At 57.6% G+C, this 15821-nt stretch carries 10 protein-coding genes; 7 read left to right on the top strand and 3 right to left on the bottom strand.

Translation table 11 applies throughout. The features are described from left to right. Window positions 1-270 precede the first annotated feature (270 nt). Genes bcsO through OK412_RS17310 form a run of 7 tightly spaced genes read left to right on the top strand, consistent with a single transcriptional unit; the run spans window position 271 to window position 12113 of the window. Window positions 271-861 (top strand): cellulose biosynthesis protein BcsO, encoded by a 591-nt coding sequence (gene bcsO / locus OK412_RS17340; RefSeq protein ID WP_163850927.1) that lies wholly within the window; start codon window positions 271-273, stop codon window positions 859-861. Continuing rightward, window positions 852-1655 carry a cellulose biosynthesis protein BcsQ gene (gene bcsQ / locus OK412_RS17335; RefSeq protein ID WP_172608408.1) on the top strand — a complete coding sequence of 268 codons (804 nt, stop codon included), beginning with the start codon at window positions 852-854 and terminating at the stop codon, window positions 1653-1655. Before bcsO ends, bcsQ begins: the two co-directional genes overlap by 10 nt. Before the next feature lie 49 nt (window positions 1656-1704). Further along, on the top strand, window positions 1705-3816 hold the full coding sequence (gene bcsA, locus OK412_RS17330; protein ID WP_010671648.1) for a UDP-forming cellulose synthase catalytic subunit: 2112 nt from the start codon (window positions 1705-1707) through the stop codon (window positions 3814-3816). Beyond that, window positions 3813-6827: a cellulose biosynthesis cyclic di-GMP-binding regulatory protein BcsB gene (gene bcsB, locus OK412_RS17325; RefSeq protein ID WP_264353391.1), complete on the top strand. Its 3015-nt coding sequence runs from the start codon at window positions 3813-3815 to the stop codon at window positions 6825-6827. Before bcsA ends, bcsB begins: the two co-directional genes overlap by 4 nt. Window positions 6828-6838: 11 nt before the next feature. Further along, window positions 6839-10654, top strand: coding sequence for a cellulose biosynthesis protein BcsC (locus OK412_RS17320; RefSeq protein WP_264353390.1), 3816 nt, complete (start codon window positions 6839-6841; stop codon window positions 10652-10654). Continuing rightward, window positions 10654-11097, top strand: coding sequence for a cellulose biosynthesis protein BcsD (gene bcsD, locus OK412_RS17315; protein WP_033767602.1), 444 nt, complete (start codon window positions 10654-10656; stop codon window positions 11095-11097). The genes OK412_RS17320 and bcsD overlap by 1 nt, the downstream gene beginning before the upstream one ends. 8 nt (window positions 11098-11105) lie before the next feature. Continuing rightward, window positions 11106-12113, top strand: coding sequence for a glycosyl hydrolase family 8 (locus OK412_RS17310; RefSeq protein ID WP_031590334.1), 1008 nt, complete (start codon window positions 11106-11108; stop codon window positions 12111-12113). 128 nt (window positions 12114-12241) lie between these two features. On the opposite strand, the gene bcsG is transcribed toward OK412_RS17310, so the two are convergent. The 3 genes from bcsG to bcsE are packed head-to-tail and all read right to left on the bottom strand — an operon-like array spanning window position 12242 to window position 15626. Then, on the bottom strand, window positions 12242-13903 hold the full coding sequence (gene bcsG / locus OK412_RS17305; protein ID WP_264353389.1) for a cellulose biosynthesis protein BcsG: 1662 nt from the start codon (window positions 13901-13903) through the stop codon (window positions 12242-12244). Then, on the bottom strand, window positions 13903-14091 hold the full coding sequence (gene bcsF / locus OK412_RS17300) for a cellulose biosynthesis protein BcsF (RefSeq protein ID WP_010257418.1): 189 nt from the start codon (window positions 14089-14091) through the stop codon (window positions 13903-13905). Before bcsF ends, bcsG begins: the two co-directional genes overlap by 1 nt. Beyond that, window positions 14091-15626, bottom strand: coding sequence for a cellulose biosynthesis protein BcsE (bcsE, locus tag OK412_RS17295; protein ID WP_264353388.1), 1536 nt, complete (start codon window positions 15624-15626; stop codon window positions 14091-14093). Before bcsE ends, bcsF begins: the two co-directional genes overlap by 1 nt. Between the last annotated feature and the right edge of the window lie 195 nt (window positions 15627-15821).

Below are 15821 nucleotides of genomic sequence, written 5' to 3'. Positions count from 1 at the left end.
TTTACAGGAGTCAGCCTGGCAGTGCCAGAGGTTGTAAGAGCGGTATTTTCAGAAAAATTATTAAAACAGTGCTAATGAATTTAACTTAAGTATTACTTATTAATTATCAGCGGCAATGACTCAGAAAAGGCTTTCTTCCGCCACTATTGAATCTTTATGATTAAACAATTTGATTGAAATTGCTTTTTTTGTAATCAGGTTTTTCTGACTGATATTAAAGGGATGTGTTATATTCCAGGAAAATTCCCACCTTGTTGCAGGCCATGGCCAATGAAGAATAATTACGATGATTTGCAGCGTTTTAAAGAGAAAACGCAAACGCTCGACATCGACTTTAAAGATATGTCTGGCCAGACGCAGGAAGCGGCGGAACACAGTAAATGGGCATTGATTCGCCAGCTGGCGAAAGAAGAACATCAGACACCGTTTGGCGGCGGCGAGCGTATTGACCTGCCGCAACCTCAGCCGCTGCGTGGTGATGAGTTTACGGCTCCACCGCCTGGGGCACCGGCACGACATGCCGCACTCACTGCGCAACCGGCAATGGCAGCTCGCACCTCGATTCTCGATAGCCTGTCAGGCAGTAACCTGCCAGCAACCAGCACGACTGAACGTGGCCCTTCATCACTCTTTCCGCCACCGCCGCCACTGCAAAAAGTGGCCGTGGCTGAGCCTGCGACCATGCTGCGTGCTGAGCCGGTCCGGCCTGCCACCGTGGCGGAGCTTCAGCCCGTCGTCGCACCCACCGCCACCCATTCTGAGCCAGGGCGATTTGGTGCGCTGTTCCGCTCGCGCGAGATTAATCTGCCGAAAGAAACCTTACTCAAACCGTTACTGGAGAAGATTGCGCTATGCCATTAGTTTGTGTGTGCTCGCCGAAGGGGGGCGTGGGGAAAACCACGCTGGCGGCGAATCTGGCCTGGAGTCTGGCGCGTTCCGGTAGCAAAGTTCTGGCGATTGATTTTGATGTGCAGAATGCAATGCGTCTTCACTTTGGCGTGCCGCTTCATGATGGCCGCGGATTTGTGGCGCGCTCAGAAGAGCAGGCGGACTGGAGCCAGTCGATTCTTACCACCGGCGGCAATATCTTTGTGCTGCCCTATGGCGACGTCACGGAGCCGCAGCGCGAACGGTTCGAAGAGAACCTGATGAAAGATCCCCACTTTATTAAGCGCGGTCTGGATACGGTGCTCAATTATCCCGGTCTGGTGATCGTGGCTGATTTCCCGCCAGGCCCAGGACCCGCCCTTAAAGCAATGACGACGCTGGCCGATATGCATTTAGTGGTGATGTTAGCCGATACCGCATCAGTATCGTTATTACCGCAGATTGAAGAGAACCGGATGATCGGTAAGCCGCTCAATAATAAGCAGGGTCACTATTTTATCCTTAACCAGTGTGACAACCGCCGGAATATCAATCGCGATGTCACCGCGTTTATGCAGCAGCGCCTGGGCGATAATTTACTGGGCGTGGTTCACCGTGATGAAAGTGTGGGTGAAGCCAATGCTTCGCAGCAGTCTGTTTACGATTTCAGTCCCGCCTCCGCAGCGGCATTTGATATTGAACTGATCGCGAAAAGGGTCAGCAGCATTCTGAATATCACCGTGGGTAATGGCGAAGTTCAGGCTCCCATCCGCACAAACCACTTTTAGTCGGCTTTCGCCAGGCGACTGACTTATACAGCTCTTCTCAGGGTGAATCATGAGTAAAATCGGGTTTTACCTGCTGCTGCTGGTGCTTGCACCCGTTGCCGCGGTGATCATCATTACGCCAATGGACAGCCAGAAACAGTATATTTTTGGTCTGATCAGCATCGGCATGATGTTTTTATTGGGTTTCAGCAAGAGCCGCAAAATAACGGTGGTGATGGTGGTTCTCTCTGCGCTGATGTCCAGCCGCTATATCTGGTGGCGGACCACTGAGACGCTGCACTTTAATTCCGAAGTTGAAGCTATCTTAGGCATTGGCTTATATCTGGCGGAGCTGTACGTCTGGCTGATCTTAATTCTTGGCTTCCTGCAAACCACCTGGCCATTAAAACGCACCATCGAACCCTTACCGGACGACACCAGCCTGTGGCCGACGGTCGATATTTATGTGCCTTCCTACAATGAAAGTCTTGATGTGGTGCGCGACACCGTACTCGCAGCGCAGTGTATCGACTACCCGCGTGACAAAATCAGGGTCTATCTGCTGGATGATGGCAAGCGCAGCGAGTTTGCCCGCTTTGCGGCGGATGTCGGCGTGGGTTATATCACCCGTGACGACAATAAACATGCCAAAGCCGGGAACCTCAACCATGCGATGAAAATCACCAAAGGTGAGCTGATTTGCATCTTCGACTGCGACCACGTGGCGACGCGCACCTTCCTGCAGGCGACGGTAGGACCGTTCCTGAAAGATCCAAAGCTGGCGCTGCTACAGACGCCGCACTACTTCTATTCTCCCGATCCCTTTGAGCGTAACCTGCGCGCCGCACGCAGCATTCCAAACGAAGGCTCGCTGTTTTATGGCCCGGTGCAGCAGGGTAACGATAACTGGAATGCCACTTTCTTCTGTGGCTCCTGTGCGGTTATCCGTCGTTCAGCGCTGGAAGAGATTGGCGGTTTTGCCGTTGAAACCGTGACCGAAGATGCACACACCGCCCTGAAAATGCAGCGACTGGGCTGGGGCTCAGCCTTTTTGTCGATCCCGCTGGCTGCCGGTCTGGCAACAGAACGTCTGGGCCTGCATATCATTCAGCGTACCCGCTGGGCGCGTGGCATGACACAGATTTTCCGCGTCGATAACCCGCTGTTTGGCCGTGGCCTGAAGTGGCAGCAGCGTCTTTGCTATCTCAACGCCATGCTGCATTTCCAGTTTGGCCTGCCACGCGTTGCCTTCCTGACCGCACCGCTGGCTTACCTGCTGTTTAACCTGAATATTATTCACTCATCGGCCTCGCTGATCTTTGCCTATGTGCTGCCCCATCTGGTGATGTCGCTCTACGTTAACTCACGAATGAATGGCCGTTTCCGTTACACCTTCTGGGGTGAAATTTATGAGACGGTGATGTGCTTCCATCTGGTTATCCCGACCATTCTGACCCTGTTGTCGCCAAAACATGGCAAGTTTAACGTGACCGATAAAGGCGGCGTGCTGGATCAGGGCTTCTTCGATTTCCACATCGTGCGTCCGCATGTGATTGTGGCGCTGCTGCTGGGCATTGGCATTGTAGCCGGCGTGGTGCGTGCCGTGATGCATGACTATTTTGGCGTCGATCCTTACGTTATCGCGCTCAACGTCGGCTGGGCGATCTTCAGCCTGATCATTCTGATGGCGGCAATTGCCGTGGCGCGCGAAACCAAGCAGGTGCGTAAAACCATCCGTGTTGAAGTGCAAATCCCGGCGATTATTCATTACGCCAGCGGCATTTCATCGCGCACCCAGACCAGCAACCTTTCGATGGGCGGCGCGCAGCTTGATGCACCCGATGGACGTCATGAAACTGATGAGATTGAAGAGATTGATCTGCTGCTGAAATCCGGCGCGATCACTATCCCGGTCAGTCAGATTTCCGGCGATGATGAGAGCATCCGTCTGCGCTTTGAGGCGATGCCGCTGGCGCGTCGTCGCGAACTGGTCCGTGTGGTGCTGGCTCGTGCTGATGCCTGGATTCAGCCGGAGTATAAGCAGGACAACCCGCTGATTTCGCTGGGCACTATTATCCGTACCGTCTTTGAGCTGTTCTGGCTGACCTGGAAAGGCCGCCACGATAAACGTAAAAATGTCGACCCGGTTGCCGCGGCGGCGAAAGAGGATGGGGCGGCATGAAGATCCTGACGCAAACTTTGCTGGTCAGTTCACTGACCGCAGCGTTATGGCTGACGCCCGCTGGCGCGGAAACGCCGGTTACTGCTGATAACAGCAGTGCTGCGCCGGTAAACAGTTCAGCCCCGACGCCGCCTGATGCTGCTTCCACCACGCAGCCTGCCAGTGCGCCGGTAAACAGTCCGGCTCCGATGTCGCCTGATGCTGCTTCCACCACGCAGCCTGCCAGTGCGCCGGTAAACAGTCCGGCTCCGACGCCGCCTGATGCTGCTTCCAGCACGCAGCCTGCCGATGCCACCGTCATTGCACCCGCGACAAATCAGGCTCCGGCCAGCGATGCGGCATCTGTGGTGCCCATGAATAATGGTTCCACCCAGACGGCAGGTTCAGACCAGGTAGCGGTCCCGGTCAGCGGTGGAGAGTCTGCAATGCCGTCAGTGTCACCAGCGGCAAATGCGCCATCTGCGACACCGTCCGCAGAATCTGCACCGGCATCGGCGCCACAGAGTGCATCACCCAATGCCATGGCACCCCCGGTGAACGCCTCTTACGCCCCAGGTAGCGAGGCGACATCACAAACTCAGCCATCTTCAGTGACCGGTGACGCGACCTCAACGCCTCAGACCGCGTCATCGACCGGTGAGGCGGCGGCTTCTGCCCAGACCACCGTGCCGATGGCCGCCACCGGCGCGGTGACCCAGGACAGCAGCGCGCTGTCCGCGGTGCCCCTGCCGCAGGGCCTGAGCAGTGCCGATCCCGCGCTGGAAGCGGCCGCCAGTGCGCTGCCCTACGCGCCAGGTCAGGTAGCTGCACCGGTTGCAGAAGCGCAGCCGCCGATCGCGGCTGCCATCAATCAGCCAATCAGTAGTGTTATTTCAGTGGCCCAGATGGGCCAGTCGCGCGGCATCACGCTGACCGGCGGCCAGCTTCAGTCGGGCATCACCTTTACCCTGCCCGGCGATGAAGTCATCACCAATGCGCGACTTAATCTGACGCTGCGCGTCTCAGCTGCGCTGGCGGCACGCAATACGTCGCTGCAACTGATGCTGAATGGTCAGCCGCTCGGCACGCTGCCGCTGGGTGCGACGGACAGCGATGTCAGCGACTATGAGCTGGATATTCCGGCGGCGATGGTGGTGTCGGCGAACAATCTGAGTTTTAAAATCAATGATGCGGACAAGTTGCTGTGTGAAAGAGAGAGCGCACAGCAGTATCAGGTCACCATTCTGCCGAACACATCGCTGCACCTTGAGGGTCAGAAGCTCAATATCGGCACCAGCCTGCGTAATTTCCCGCGCCCCTTCCTGGATCCTCAGCGGATGACGGCGTCCACCGTGACGGTGGGCTTTGCCAGTCATGTTTCAGCCGATGCTGTCAGCGCGGCGGCACTGGTGACATCCTGGCTTGGCATTCAGAGTGATTATCGCGGCATCCGTTTCCCGGTGGTGCGCGGCGAACTGCCGGAACACAACGGCATCCTGTTTGGTCATCCTGGTGACCGGATCGGCACCCTGACTTTCCCGGCCAGTAACGGTCCGATGTTGCAGGTGGTGGATAATCCCAATAATCCGGTTTACAAATTGCTGCTGGTCAGTGGCAACAATGAGGAGCAGTTGCGTCAGGCGGCGAACCGTCTGACGACGCAGCCACTGACGACGGATGAGAGTCATCTGCAGGTCCCCGCACAGACTATTGCAAACCGCAAACCTTACGATGCCCCGCGCTGGATTAACACTGACCGTCCGGTACGACTGAGCGAACTGCTGCGTAAAGATCAGAGTCTGACCAGTAGCGGCATCTGGCATGATGCGCTGCGTGTTAACTTCCGCGCCGCGCCTGATTTGTTCCTGTGGGATGGCGACACAGTGCCGGTCAATCTGCACTATCGCTTCCCGTCCGAAAGCTGGATCGATGAGGATAATTCCTTCCTTAACGTCATGCTTAACGGCACTTTTCTGCGCAATCTGACGGTGAACAAAGTCGGCCTGCTGGAGAACGCCTGGCACCGTCTGGGCGGTGATGCGCGTCAGGAGCAGTATCAGCTTAATCTCGAACCCTACCTGATCTATGGCGATAACCAGCTGGCGCTCTACTTCAATATCAAACCGCGGGCTGATGCGCCCTGCGGTGTGTTACTGAACAACAACATCAAGAGCCGGATTGAAGAGGATTCATGGATCGATCTGAGCCATACCCGTCACTTCAGCATGCTGCCGAACCTCTCTTACTTTGTGGGTGCCTCTTTCCCGTTCTCACGTCTGGCCGATTTCAGCCAGACCACGCTGCTGCTGCCGGAAACGCCCAGCGATGCTGAACTGTCAACGCTGCTGGATCTGGCGGCGCGGGCTGGTAAAGCCACCGGTCTGGCGCTGACACAGAATCAGGTACTGTTTGGCCTGCCGACTGGCGGAACCCATCTGGCGCGCATACAGCAGAGCGATCTGCTGGCGGTGAGCACCACCGGCAACAGCGCCTTTAATCAGGCGATGCTGGCGGCTTCCCCTTATGACGCCACCAGCAGCACTTTTGGGGTGAAAGAGCCTGACACGCTGGAAAAATTACGCGGCTGGCTGACCGGTGACTGGAGCCGTCAGCAGCTGGATGCCGATCGTTACTTCTCCTCCAACGAAGCGTGGCGAGGCTTCCTCAGCTACCGATCGCCATGGAACCGCGATCGGCTGGTGGTGATGACGGTGGCAACCAGCGACGATCAGCTGTTGCGACTGCATAACGATTTGAGTTCAGCGCAGATTAACGCCGGCATTCGTGGCGATACCGCGATTATTACCGATGAAAACAGCATTCGCAGTTTCCGCGTCGGCGCGCAGTTTCCCAGCGGTGAGTTGCCCTGGTACATGATGGTGGTGTGGTATGCCAACCAGCACTCGGTGCTGCTGGCGGTGGCGGCGATGCTGCTCTCCGCGCTGGTGGGCAGTGCGGCCTGGGTGATGCTGAAGCGTCATGCATGGCGGCGTCTGAACCCTAAGCAGGGCCGTGATTCCGGCAGGAAGTAAGGATAATAATAATGAAAAAAAATCTGTTAAGTGCCGGTATCCGTAAGGCGTTGCTGCTGGGCAGTGCGCTGGCCCTGTCACAGCCGCTGCTGGCGGCGGAAAGCGCCAATCCGGCGTTGCAGGCGCTGTTCGATCAGGCCTCTTACTGGCATCAGAAAGCGCATGACGACCTGGCGACAGCCTCACTGCAAAAGGTGCTGATGGTTGAACCCAACAACACTCAGGCGCTCTACCTGCTGGCGCTCTATTCACAGCAGGGTGGCGACACTGCGGCGGCGGCGCAGTATCGCGCCCGTCTGAGTCAGGTCTCCCCCAACGATCCGCATCTTGGCGAGCTGGATAACGCGCGCCAGATGCAGACCATTCCGCAGGCGCAGCTTGCGCTGGCGCGTCAGCAGGCGCGCAGCGGCAATATTCCGGCGGCGTTACAGACCTGGCGCAACACCTTCAGCGGCAATGCGCCACCACCCAGCGTCGCGGCAGAATATTATCTCACTATGGCGGGCGACCGTACGCTGCTGCCGCAGGCGGTTGAGGCACTGCGCCAGTTTGCGGCTCAGCATCCGCAGGACACCGGCGCACGGCTGGCGCTGGGTAAAGCGCTGACCTATCAGGAAACAACCCGTCGCGAAGGCATTGAGGTGCTGAGTTCGCTGGCGAGCGGTAATCAGGATGCCGACCGCTCACTGCGTCAGGCGCTGCTGTGGCTCGGTCCGCAGCCGTCAGATGCGGCGCTCTATCAGACCTGGCAGCAACGTCATCCGCAGGACTCCGCCGTCATCGACTACTACCGTAAAAACGTCGGCGGCGCAGAAAAAGGGGCCGGATTCAGCGCGCTGAACAGCGGTGACGTCGGCGGTGCGCAGTCCAGCTTTGAAAAAGTACTGGGTGCGAATCCGCAGGATGCCGATGCGTTAGCGGGCATGGGCTATGTGGCCCAGCGAGCCGGACGTTATCAGGAAGCGGCGGATTATCTGCAGCGGTCTGCTCAGCTCGGCGGCGATCAGGGTTCATCGCGTCAGCAGCAGGCTGACGATGCGCGTTTTTATGCACAGCTGGCCAGCGCCCAGCAGGCACTGAAAAGCGGAGACACGGCGCAGGCGCTGACATTAAGCGAACCGCTGGTGCAGGCTGACGGCGAAAAAGGGCTGGCCGCCAGACTGTTCCGCGCCGACGTGCTGCGCCGCACCAATCAGCCACAGCAGGCGGAGCAACTCTATCGCACTATTCTGCAAAGCGATGCGGATAACCGCAGCGCCAAAGAGGGACTGTTCTACGTTCTGCGTCAGCAGAATCGGGGCACCGAAGCTAACACGCTGCTGGGTGCATTGCCGGACAGCGTACGCCAGAGCGTCACGCCACGGGCCAATGAAGCCGATGCGCTGCGTCAGCAGGCGAAGCGTCAACTGGCGGCCGGTAACAATGCCGCTGCCATCGCGACGCTGCAGCAGGGTATTCAGCGTTATCCCACGGATGGCTGGCTGCGGCTCGATTTAGCCCGGCTCTATCGTCAGCAGGGCGACACGCTGCTGGCGGCCAACGTGATGCAGCCGGTGATGCGCAACGGGGCCAGCACCAGCGAACTGTATGCCGGTGCGCTTAACGCCAGCGAAAGCGGCGGCTGGCAGCAGGCCAGCACGTTGCTGTCGCGTATTCCCGCTAACGCGAAGACGGCGGCGATGCGTGAACTGGCGCAGCGGGTTAATTTCAATCTGCAGATGAGCACGGCCGACCAGTATCTGGCGCAGGGCGCGACGGCTGCCGCCGCCAATACCCTGAAGGCGCTCACGGTTAATCCACCCACCAACCCGGTTGATGCCGGAAACCTGGCGCAGAAGCTGGCGCAGGCGGGCGATCTCACCAGCGCCGTTTCGGTGGTGCGGACTAACCTGCAGCGTGGCGTGCAGGGCAATGCGGGCGATTATGCCGCGCAGATGACGGTACTGAATCAGGCGGGCCTCGGCAGTGAGGCGCAGCGCTTCCTCAGCAACCCGGAACTGCAGGCGCGCAGTACACCAACGCAACTGGCCGGTATTCGCAATGGCTATCTGATTAACGAAGTGGATCGTCTGCGGCAGCAGCGTCAGTACGCGGTGGCGTATGACAAGCTGATTGGTGCACTGCAGCAGGATCCGCAGAACCGCGATCTGATGTTCGCGATGGCCCGTCTCTACCAGGACGGCAAGATGAACCGGGATGCGGGCGTGGTCTATGACTACCTGATGACCCAGGATACGCCGACGCAGGATGCGCGCGTCGGGGCCATCAACGTCGCGCTGGCGCAGAACAATGTGCAGCGCGCTAATGAGCTGAGTCGCGGCCTTAACAGTACGACTCAGACACCGGATCGTCTGCTGCTGCTGGCGCGGGTCGCGGAAGCCAATGGCGAGCATTCTCAGGCGATGGCTTATCTGCGTTCAGCGCGCGGTCAGCTGATTGGCCTGCAGGGCGCGCAGCCTGGCAGCGTGCCGACCGTGGGCGGACTGGCGCTGGCGGATAATCCGTTTATCAACCGTGATACTTCGCCGGTGGGACGTTCACCATCCAGCTACGGCACCGTGCTGCCGTGGCAGGCGGCACCGGCGGGCGTTGCCGCTGGCGTGACAACGCAGGGCGAACCGGCCGCGGGCAGCGAAACCGTTGCTCAACAGTCACAGATTCTGCACGACGTCGACACCATGATGGATTCGCTGCAGGAAAAAACCGGCAGCTGGAGTCAGGGCATGGTGCAGGTGCGCGGGCGTGATGGCGAGTCGGGCCTGAGCAAGCTGACGGAAGCCAAAGCGCCGCTGACCTTCTCTACCGTGCCGTTTGAAACGGCGCGCCTCGACTTTACCGCCACGCCGGTCTCACTTACGGCGGGCAGTGGCGCAGCCGATGCCTGGCGCCGTTTTGGCACCAATGCGCTGAGTCAGGGCAGGGTGGTGGCTGCAGGCGGTGCAACGGTGAATGACCTGCCGAACGCCACCACCGATTCGCAAACCGCTTCGGGCGTGGAGCTGAATCTGGCGCTGAAGGGCGACAGCTATAAAGTGGATATCGGCAGTACGCCGCTGGGCCAGGATCTCAGTACTCTGGTCGGGGGCGTACAGTGGTCACCGAAACTCACCGACTTCCTGACGCTGATCCTGACCGGTGAACGCCGCGCGATTACCGACAGCCTGCTCTCTTACGTCGGCGCAGAAGATAAAGCCAGCGGCAAACGCTGGGGACGCGTCACCAAAAACGGCGCTAACGCCCTGTTAAGCTACGACAATGGCGATGCAGGCTTCTATGCTGGTGCAGGCGCGTACAGCTATCTCGGCGAGAATGTCGCCAGCAACAACAACCTGCAGGCGACGGCCGGTGCCTACGTTCGTCCGTTCCACACTGAGGATCGCGAGCTGAAAGTGGGCATGAGCCTGTCGTGGATGGACTTCTCGAAGAACCTCAGCTACTTCAGTTACGGACAGGGCGGCTACTTCAGCCCGCAGAACTACGCGTCGGTCTCCTTCCCGATAGAGTTCTCACGCAAGTTTGACGATTTAAAAGTCAATATTGGCGGTGCAGCCGGTTATCAGACCTACAGTCAGGATAAGAGCGCGTACTTCCCGTCGGATGCCAGCCTGCAGTCAGAGCTGGAATCCCTTGCCGCCAGCGGCAGCGTGAAAGACGCTTACTACTCCGGCGGCAGTAAAAACGGCATCGGCTACAACCTGCACGCCGGGGCGGACTACAAACTCAATAAAGATGTGACGATTGGCGGCCAGCTGGGTTATGACACCTTTGGTGACTACAACGAAAGCAGCGCACAGCTCTATGTCCGTTACCTGTTCGGAGAGAAGTAATGAGTGAGCATTCGGGGGTATCGCATCCGTATCAGCCGGGCTGGTTTGACCTGGTCAGCGTGCTGATTGACGGGATGATCGCCAACGCCGGTCAGCAGGAGGCGGAAGCCTTTCTCTATAAGATGGGGGAATCGCTGGCGACCCGCTATCCTTTGCCAGAGTCGCGTACCGTGCAGGATCTGGAGCGCGAGTGCAATCTGCAACTGGCGCGGTTTAACTGGGGCTTTGTGCAGCTTCAGCCGGAAGAGAAGGCGCTGCTGATTGCCTGTCACGCCTTACCGGCAGGCGACAACATCCACTCTCCGGCTGACTGGCAGGCGGCGTTTGGTGCGGTGATGGCCGGACTTTTTTCGGGCTGGTTGCAGGGCCAGGGCGGCAGCAGCATTGTGCCGGTTACGCTTGAACTCAACGATGGCAGCACGCTGCACTATCGATATCAATAGGATCGGAAATGAAACGTAATCCACTCTGGCGGGTCTGGCTCTGCTCTGTTTTACTGCTGGCCTGCAGCGCGCAGGCGAGTGCCAGCGGCTGGGAGACTTTTAAAAGTCGCTTTGTGACCTCAGAAGGGCGGATCACTGACACCGCCAATAACAACGTCAGTCATACCGAAGGCCAGGGTTATGGCATGTTGCTGGCGGTGGCCAACGACGATCGCGCCACCTTCGATCGGCTGTGGCAGTGGACGCGCAGCCAGCTGCGTAATCCGCAGACCGAGCTTTTTTACTGGCGCTACGTGCCGGGCAGTGACAACCCGGTCGCCGACAAGAATAACGCCGCGGATGGCGATGTGTTGCTGGCCTGGGCACTACAGCGTGCTGCACAGAAATGGCAGGTGGAGAGCTACCAGCAGGAATCTGACCGTATTCAGCGCGCCATTATCAGGCTGGATGTCACGAGCTTTGGCGGCCACACCGTAATGTTGCCGGGTGCGCAGGGCTTTAACAAAGTCAGTTATGTGGTGCTCAATCCCTCTTACTTCCTGTTTCAGGCATGGCGCGAGTTTGGTGAACACAGCCATCTTCAGGTCTGGGATAAGCTGATTAACGATGGCTTTGATCTGCTGGGTAAGCTGAGCTTTGGCAAAACCGGGCTGCCAATGGACTGGGTCGCACTGAATGCCGACGGTTCGGTTGCCCCGGCCGTCGGCTACTCGAACCGCTTCAGTTACGATGCGATTCGCGTGCCGCTGAACATCTGGTGGTATGACCCGCACAGTCTGGCACTGGTGCCGTTTCAGCGCGTCTGGCAGGGTTACAGCCGCATGCTGACACCCGCCTGGTTCGACGTGCTGGCGAATGCCCCAGCACCTTACCATCTTGAGGGCGGGCTGCTGGCGGTACGTGACCTGACGCTGAATGAAACCGGCTATCTGAGCGATAAGCTGGCTGCGGATCAGAACTACTTTTCTGCCAGTCTGCAGTTGCTGACCTGGCAGGCGTTTCAGGAGAAGCGCTGATAACTGGCAGAATGGCGGCACTGGCCGCTATTCTGCCATCGACAGCCACGCGCTCAACAGGGAGCAGGCGCCGCGCCTGACCCGCCTTTAACTGCCGGGTCACGGCTCTGCAACCCGGCGGTTACGCGTTACTGCGGATAGGCGACCCAGTCGCCGCCGTTCAGCCTGATCCAGGGTTTGCCCTGATACATCATCACCACTGCACCGTCATTTTCCGACACCACCGGCGTCTGTGGCAGCTTGTCAGTCAGCACCGACATATTCACATTCGGGGCATTAAATACCTGCCCATCTACGACGCGCGACACAATCTCTGACAAGGCCAGCAGGCTGGTCGGCGCATCAATGTTCAATGGCTGAGCCTGATGCGGCGCCTTCATTCCGACGAACTTAATGCCCACCGGTACGTGAGTAATATCCGGGCTGGGAATATCGCGCAGGCCGGACATCTGCATTTTGTCTCCCTGCAGCGCGGCACCGTGCTCGGGCACTACCAGTACCATGACGCGGCGGCCCGACTTCTCCAGCTGCGTCATAAAGGCATCAAGCTGATCGAATAGTAGTTGCGCGCGCGGTTTCCACGGTGCCGTTTTGGTGCTGCCGAGTTCACGGGTGCCGTCGTGCAGCGGGATCAGATTGTAGAAAGTGGCGCTTCGTGCATCGCTGCTTTGGCTGCGATCCTCAAGCCAGCGCTGCATCAGTTGCGCATCGTTGAATACCGGCGAGCCGTCGAATGATGTCAGTTCTGGTGCGATACCTGCCTGTGACATCAGCGGTGCCTGAATATCGCCGCCCTCGCGCACCTCCTTCAGGTAGTTACCGAATACGCCGGTGTGATCCATCATCAACTGCTCTTTAAAGCCCAGCTTCGCCAGATTGTCGAACAGATAGCAACGCGGATCGGCAGGTTTATAGAGATCGCTATGCGAAGTCTGGCCACAACTGGCACGCAGCAGTCGGATACCTGCCGGTCCGCTGTAGCTGGTCGCGGCGTTGTAATTGCTCAGCATGATGTCGAAATGCTGCCACAGCGGATGGTTACGCAGCTGAGAAGCATCCATATCAGACCAGGCGAGCGAACAGATATTGATTACCAGGATGTCGAAAGGCTGCGAATCGGCGGGCAGATTGTCGGGAAAATGCGTCACGCGCTGGCGTTCACTTTCATGAAAGCGGTTCAGCCAGGCGGTGAGATTCGCGCTGGTCGGCGGCGCAGACTGCTCCAGTCCATCCGGCGTGGCGGCTGGCTGGCCGCCGCTGGGTGTCTGATTCAATACGACCTGTGGCGTAGCCGTCCGGGTCGGCAGCAGCGACATCGCCGGGCCAGCAATCGTCAGCACGTTAAGCCAGATCAGCATCAGGGAAACCAGCACCGTGATGCGAATCCATTGTGAAACAAACAGATAGAGAACCAGCAGCACAAAGGCGGCTCCCACCATTTGCCAGTTAATAAAGCGATCGGCCAGGTCGAGCAGATAGGCCGCAGAGAAGCCCGCCAGCTGATCGCCCTGGCTGAGTATGCTGCTGAGTCCTGGCAGCCAGGTGTCGTGCCAGAACAGCGCGATGCCAACCGGAATCGAGATCAACTGGCGGATGCGATGCAGGCGCGCCGAGGGTAACGGAAAAAGCAGCCAGGCGAGAAACACCAGATTGCTCAGGGCGTGAAAATTGAGATAGCCATACCACAGCAGGCCGAACTTCAGTAAAAAGTAGAAATTCCAGCCGCCCAGTCCGCGCCAGGAGGACCAGAAGCGGGAAGAGGAGGCCGCCGCGGGTTGATCAGTATTCATTAATTTTTTCTATCCGTTTCAGAGGATTGACGCTGCCAGTGACCTTCCGATTTAAGCGCGCGCGCTGGCAACAAACGATTCATGATGCCGTTCCAGCGACGGGGTAGCCATTTTTGATATAACGGCTTTAAAAACAGCAGGATAACCAGAATAAGTAGCGCAATTTGTACCCAGTCCATCAGATTCATCAGGCTTTGTTCTCCGGCAGTAAAGTGATGGGCTGCGGTGCAGGGCGTTCATGTGTTTCAGGCCGGCTCTCAACGGCGGCGCGGGCCGTCTCTGATACCGGAGCCAGATCCTGAATTGCCATCGGCGTCAGTTTCTTAATATTGCTGACTTCCGCGAGGATCTGATTATCCTCAAACCAGACCATCCGGTTAGCAAACAGCTCGTCGTGAGGCAGGGAAAAGATATATTTCAATGCCTTATCAAGGTCGTTATAGCGGCAGGAAGAGAGGAAAAGGATGACACGATCTTCCAGCACCGTGACCAGGTCGCCAAAGCGGCGCGGTTTACAGAGCGTCAGGATTTGCTGAGGCTTAAGCTGTGGCACAGGCCGCAACGCGACCAGCAGGCCCTTATCATTTTCCGGCAGCAGGGTATTGCTGATCAACTGGCCGACTGACTGACAGAAGGCATCGAGACGCAGGTAGCCTTTCTCATGCAGAGGCTGCAACGAAGCGGTTAACGCCTCAAGACTGGCGGGAACGCGACGGTTAAACACCTGTCCCTGAAGGCCCTCCAGCGTGGTCAGAAAGCGCGACATTGTGGCGTTGGTCGGGACGATGGCGTTTACACCGCAGGCCAGCAGCAGACGTTCGTCGCTATAACGCAGGCTGGCACCCATCTCGCGCACCACAATTTTCAGGCCGTTGCCGCGTGTACGACGCAGGCTGTGCACCATCTTCGCCAGTTCGTTGATATATTCGCTGCGGGTCAGGCTGAAAATCACCGTTGCGGCATTGGCCTGCTGCGCCCGCAACCAGACCTGCTCATTATCCTCGAACAGTTGCCACTGGCGTGAAAGCGGCGGCGCGCCCTCGAGCACGATGTTGTCCGCAAGATAATGCTGCTCATCGTTGAGGCTCAGCGGTTCCTGCTTTTCATTTAAGGTAAAAAATCGCTCATTTTCACAGCCCAGACGTATTGCCCGATCGGCAAGCAGGCGTTCCGCGGCATACCACCAGTTAATTCGATACTGCCAGCTATCCTGCTGAAAGCTCAAATGCGCAACGCCATCCAGCTGACGAAAATAACGCTGAAGATGATTACTCAGATTTATTATTGTGGTGCCGGAGGTCACGATTAAAAGGGTGAGCTTTCTTTTATGCAGCGTCTGACGCATGCCCTTTATCCAGCGGGATAATTCTGCGTCATCAAGCTTATCCCATTGCGCTGCGTTGCTATTAAATATCACTAACCCATTTTTACTGCCGAGCGTGCGCAGAAAATCACTTTCCAGCTGCAACAAACTGCCTTTGCTTTTGGAAAGAGAAAACAGCGGAATACGATCGGGTCCGCCAAGTGGGTCGGGCGTCAGCAAATCACGCGGCGGCTGGTCAGCGCTGATCAGCGTTACGGCCTGCTGATGTGAAATTACCTGTCGAATAAAAGTGCGGGCGTCATCCTGCCGCGCACAGGTCACCCAATAACAGCCAGGCGTTTGCAATGCCGTTAATTCAGGCTGAACATGCAACAGCCCCAGCGAAAAAGAATTTTTCATATTGAATTCGTTATTTTTCCAGTCCAGGCTAGCTTATTATAGACAGGCCGGGATGTAACCTGAGAAATTTAAACATTGCTAATCACAGGCCGGCTCACATTGTTCTGCAATTGCCGCGTTTCTGGAAATATTTTTCAACTTTCCTTTACGCGTACGCGCAGTCGGTCATCCTGAGTGTGACGTTGTTTTATTTTT

Origin of the sequence: Pantoea sp. JV6 (assembly GCF_025910055.1) — a bacterium.
Lineage (GTDB): Bacteria > Pseudomonadota > Gammaproteobacteria > Enterobacterales > Enterobacteriaceae > Pantoea > Pantoea agglomerans.
The sequence above is the reverse complement of the archived record's forward strand: the minus strand, read 5'-3'. Positions and strand labels throughout refer to the sequence as shown.

Coding starts and splice junctions, on each gene's coding strand:
- bcsE (WP_264353388.1), bottom strand. CDS start 15,626: ATGAAAAATTCTTTTTCGCTGGGGCTGTTGCATGTTCAGCCTGAATTA.
- bcsG (WP_264353389.1), bottom strand. CDS start 13,903: ATGAATACTGATCAACCCGCGGCGGCCTCCTCTTCCCGCTTCTGGTCC.
- bcsB (WP_264353391.1), top strand. CDS start 3,813: ATGAAGATCCTGACGCAAACTTTGCTGGTCAGTTCACTGACCGCAGCG.
- bcsA (WP_010671648.1), top strand. CDS start 1,705: ATGAGTAAAATCGGGTTTTACCTGCTGCTGCTGGTGCTTGCACCCGTT.
- bcsQ (WP_172608408.1), top strand. CDS start 852: ATGCCATTAGTTTGTGTGTGCTCGCCGAAGGGGGGCGTGGGGAAAACC.
- OK412_RS17310 (WP_031590334.1), top strand. CDS start 11,106: ATGAAACGTAATCCACTCTGGCGGGTCTGGCTCTGCTCTGTTTTACTG.
- bcsO (WP_163850927.1), top strand. CDS start 271: ATGAAGAATAATTACGATGATTTGCAGCGTTTTAAAGAGAAAACGCAA.
- bcsF (WP_010257418.1), bottom strand. CDS start 14,091: ATGAATCTGATGGACTGGGTACAAATTGCGCTACTTATTCTGGTTATC.
- bcsD (WP_033767602.1), top strand. CDS start 10,654: ATGAGTGAGCATTCGGGGGTATCGCATCCGTATCAGCCGGGCTGGTTT.
- OK412_RS17320 (WP_264353390.1), top strand. CDS start 6,839: ATGAAAAAAAATCTGTTAAGTGCCGGTATCCGTAAGGCGTTGCTGCTG.